3 protein-coding genes and 1 pseudogene are annotated in these 3881 nt (G+C 44.0%); 2 read left to right on the forward strand and 2 right to left on the reverse strand.

The features are described 5' to 3' along the window. Positions 1 to 325: 325 nt before the first annotated feature. A pseudogene (locus tag ACED46_RS21465) lies at positions 326 to 694 on the reverse strand (transposase). Then, entirely contained in the window at positions 595 to 1026 is a 432-nt protein-coding gene (locus tag ACED46_RS21470) for a transposase (protein ID WP_371722411.1), read from the reverse strand. Before ACED46_RS21470 ends, ACED46_RS21465 begins: the two are co-directional and overlap by 100 nt. A 399-nt stretch (positions 1027 to 1425) precedes the next feature. Between ACED46_RS21470 and ACED46_RS21475 the strand changes: the two genes are divergently transcribed. Both ACED46_RS21475 and ACED46_RS21480 read left to right on the forward strand, forming a co-directional pair. Next, entirely contained in the window at positions 1426 to 2673 is a 1248-nt protein-coding gene (locus tag ACED46_RS21475) for a ParA family protein (protein WP_371722409.1), read from the forward strand. Between the two features lies 1 nt (position 2674). Then, complete coding sequence (locus ACED46_RS21480) at positions 2675 to 3625, forward strand: ParB family protein (RefSeq protein WP_371722410.1); 951 nt, start codon at positions 2675 to 2677, stop codon at positions 3623 to 3625. Positions 3626 to 3881 lie beyond the last annotated feature (256 nt).

A 3881-nucleotide genomic window follows, 5' to 3' on the forward strand; every position in this document is an offset into this window, starting at 1 on the left:
AATGATCAGATCACAGGACTTGGAAAAGGTTCAACTAATTTAGGCAACAACGCCGCTCTATAATCTAAACACGGGTGTTTAATGAACACCTTCAGGCTGTTTTCGCAATTTCAGATACACTAATCCTACGAAAAACCTAAATTGACCTGATTTGGGATTGAACCAAAGCATGATGAACTAGCTCTGACAGTGGATCTCCAGCTCTAAAACGAAGAAACGTTAAACGGTGCCCACAAAGAATGCACTCAAACGGGTCAACCTTCACATACCCTTTCAGCATAGCGGCGTAACCTGGTATTTCAGGTGAGTCTTTAGGGGCGATGCCTTAGGCATCGTAGACCTTAGGGAGCATCTCACTGCGACGTCGGTTTGATAGAACCCCGAAGTATCGAATCATTTTGAAGTGCTTATCTGGGATATGCTCAATCATGCGCTCTATCAGTGCTTCTGGACTTAAAATGAGGGATTCAGTCCGACCATTCCTATGGTTGAGGTAATCAAACGTCACTAAGCCTCCCTAGAAGTTATGTCGTAAACGCGACGCCGATATAGGTGGGCGTTTTAGGTATCGGCCGAGGTAAGTCATCGTGGGCGTCACGTTGGCCGTTTTATTTGCAAAGTGCAGCCCTCTCCACTCAAATCTAACTCTGAGTAATAGGAGCCGAGAAGTTGAGTGATGGCGGCACGCCAACACTTCTCAGTAGTCTTAGCTTTAAAGAAAATGGGCTTCCAAAGGCCTGTCCTCTTACATAAGCCACCACGTGTGACAGACAAATGGATGTGCACATTCCAATTCAGTTTTCGGCCGTAGGTGTGAAGTGCACAGAACACACCAATATCGATATCCAGTTGCTTTGCCCATCCTAAGACGATTTTGGCTGCACAACTAAAGAGATGATTGAGAAGAAAACGATTATCCAGAAAGATAGGCCACAGCGTGTGTGGAAGCGTCAACGTAACGTGTTGATACTCACACTCAGGAAAGACATGTTGTTGCTTTCGTATCCACCGCTCTGTCGCTTTAATGCCACAACTGCTGCAAAAGCGAGCATTTTAGTGACGTTTTAATGACGACGGTTCGGAGGGTTTCCCGATGTTTATTGAGATAGTTCAGCCAATTATCGTTGGCATTAAAGAGTTGTTTGATGGGCTTATTCGGAAACATAACCTATAGGATAAACGATTCATGCAAAGCACCCTAGTAGGTTGAGTATCTTTGTTTTCGACCGTAGGCCGTTCAGGCGACACCGTCGCCGGTTCTAATATCTGAATAATAAAACAACCCCCATTGTCCCCAAAAAATGCAATCGAAATCATCCAAATTATTCTTTAAACCATTTTTCCAATTTTAGTTCTTTTAATGGTTTAATTTTGGTCTTTAGTGATTTATAGTGTTTGTAAGCGATTAGGCACTAAGGATAACTCATGAGCACCATCATCGATTCATTGGAACAAGTCTGCAAGCGCATGCAGCAAGAGCAATCAGATCTGAAAGCTGTTATTACAGATCGTATGCAAATCAAAGTAACGGATACTGAAATAGATGGTAGCGTTGATCGCCTTATCTATAATCACTCGCTTAAGAAGAAAGAACTTCAAGAGCTCTTTGGTTTGTCACGAGTGACGTTTAACTCTCGAATAGATGAAGCGACGGAGCTGGGTATTGTTGGCGCGCCTATCATTCAAGGACGCACGCACCTCTATAACCGCTTTGATGTATCGAACATGATGGATTTCATGAGTTTCCCCAAATACAACCAGCGTTTTGAGCCTACGACCGTGGTTGTGGAGAACCACAAAGGGGGCACCGGTAAGTCTACGACTACCGTGACCTTAGCAACCGCGGCTGCACTAGACCTTAACCTTAATGCTCGCTGCCTAGTAATAGACTTAGACCCGCAAGGTTCTACTGGGCAAAACCTTATCCATCAAGCTGATGATGACTCGGTTTACATGACAGCAGTTGATATTGCATTATCAAAATTAGAGCCTGAAGGGGACTTTTCACAATATCTAAATGACTACAGCTTTGAAGAGTTGGTCAAAGCTATCCCATTTAAAACTCACCTCCCTAACTTAGATGTGATTCCTGCTTTTCCATCCGATGAGCGCTTTGTCGATAGTTATTGGGGGCAAGATGAGGCAGGGCAGGAGGCGTTGGTAAGTGTGCTTCGCGAAAAAATTCTGCCAATTCTTAAACAAGACTATGACCTGATTTTCATCGATACACCACCACAAAACTCCCCTATTTTATGGGCTGTGAATGAAGCTGCTGATGCGGTGCTTATCCCTGTGACTCCAAGGGAGTTTGATTTTGCATCAACCAGTAACTACATGGCTACCATGCCTGGTACGTTTAGGGCTTTGCCGTCTCAAGGGCAAAACCTGAAATGGGCGAAACTGCTTCCAGTTAACTTCGATGAAAAGAGTGCACATGAGGTGAAGGTGTTCGATAAATTATTACGTGCAGCCCAAGGGCACTTATTGTCTACCGCGATTCGTCATTCAGAAGCGTTTGTCGCGGCAGCGGAAAGCAATCGAACTGTGCTTGATATCCGTAAATCAGAGCAGATTTGCAGTGGCAAACAATTTGATTTGGCCATGACGTCCGTGAACGCGGTGTATCACCAATTCATTACTGAAATTAAGCAGCTTGCAACAAAGGGGCTATAACATGCAACGACCACAAGATAAGCGAACCGGCTTTAAGCAAGGCAACCAATTAGGTAAGCGAACTCAAGCCGAGACCCCTAAAAAAACATTCACTTTTGCTAGCGGTAAAGTTGCGACTGCAGAGCGTGTCATTGTGAAAGCCGATGAGCTTCAAGTTAAAACTGCGATTCATCCTTTAAATCCACGTCGCCAAGAGTCGCTCACCCTTGATTCTGTACGCGATATATTTTCAAGTATTCAGGAAGAGGGCGTGCATACTGAAGGTGTCGCGACCAAAGACGAGAAGGGCATTTACCAATTGCTTGATAGTTCTCGTCGTCGTTTCACTTGTGTACATGCACAAAAAGATCTACCTCTTTGGGTAATAGAGGGGGAGGTTGAACAATCTGATCTCGTTGCTTTTATTCAAACCACTCAATCGGTCAAGCGTTTGTCTTACCGAGAACTGGGTGCCGACTACCCAAGTATTATGCAAGAACAGAGCTTCACTAAGCTTGATGAACTCGCCGCATATTTGAATATTGGTCGTGAAACTTGTCGTAAGCGTTTGGCTGCTGCCTCGATTGATCAGCGTTTGATTGAAGCATTCCCAGATTGTGAAGGTATCCCGAACGGTTACTACGCTAAGCTAGCCAAGGTGGAAAAGCAGCTTGTAAAAGAGGGTACTAAGATCACTAGCTTTATTCGTTCTCTTTCTTTAAATCTTAGCGAGGTAGAGAGTGTCGAAGTTAAGCAAAAGAAAGTGTTAGAGGCCATTGAAGCTAAGCTTTCAAAAGGGGATGCTAAAGTCACTTGGGAAACCAAAGCTCTGGCTGAATTTGATGATAAGAACCAATACGCCAAGGTGTCGCGTAGTAGCGACAAGCGTGGACTTAAGATTGAGCTAAGCCGATTACCGGCTGATGTGTACGACGAAATTGTCCGGTTTATCTCTGATAAAGTACAAAAATAGAGCCTGATAACCCCGTCAATGAGCGGGGTTTTTAATAGGGACAATGGGGGTTGTTTTTGTATAGTGTTAGGCTGATATTATTGGAATAATAAAGTTTTGAACACTATATAGAGCTAGTACATTAATCTTTAACCGCTTATTATACCAATGTTTCTGAACTTCCTTCCTTTTGGTTTGGCAACTGACTTTTTCTCCCTTTCTGGATAGGGCTTTTCCCTTGGGAAAACCCTTCCCTTGACCCCTTTCCCCTTTGGCG

This window comes from Vibrio sp. 1S139, from assembly GCF_041439475.1.
Classification (GTDB): domain Bacteria; phylum Pseudomonadota; class Gammaproteobacteria; order Enterobacterales; family Vibrionaceae; genus Vibrio; species Vibrio crassostreae_C.

What these genes read in the sequence shown, in the direction of transcription:
- ACED46_RS21480 (WP_371722410.1), top strand. Translation starts at nt 2,675, where the DNA reads ATGCAACGACCACAAGATAAGCGAACCGGCTTTAAGCAAGGCAACCAA.
- ACED46_RS21475 (WP_371722409.1), top strand. Translation starts at nt 1,426, where the DNA reads ATGAGCACCATCATCGATTCATTGGAACAAGTCTGCAAGCGCATGCAG.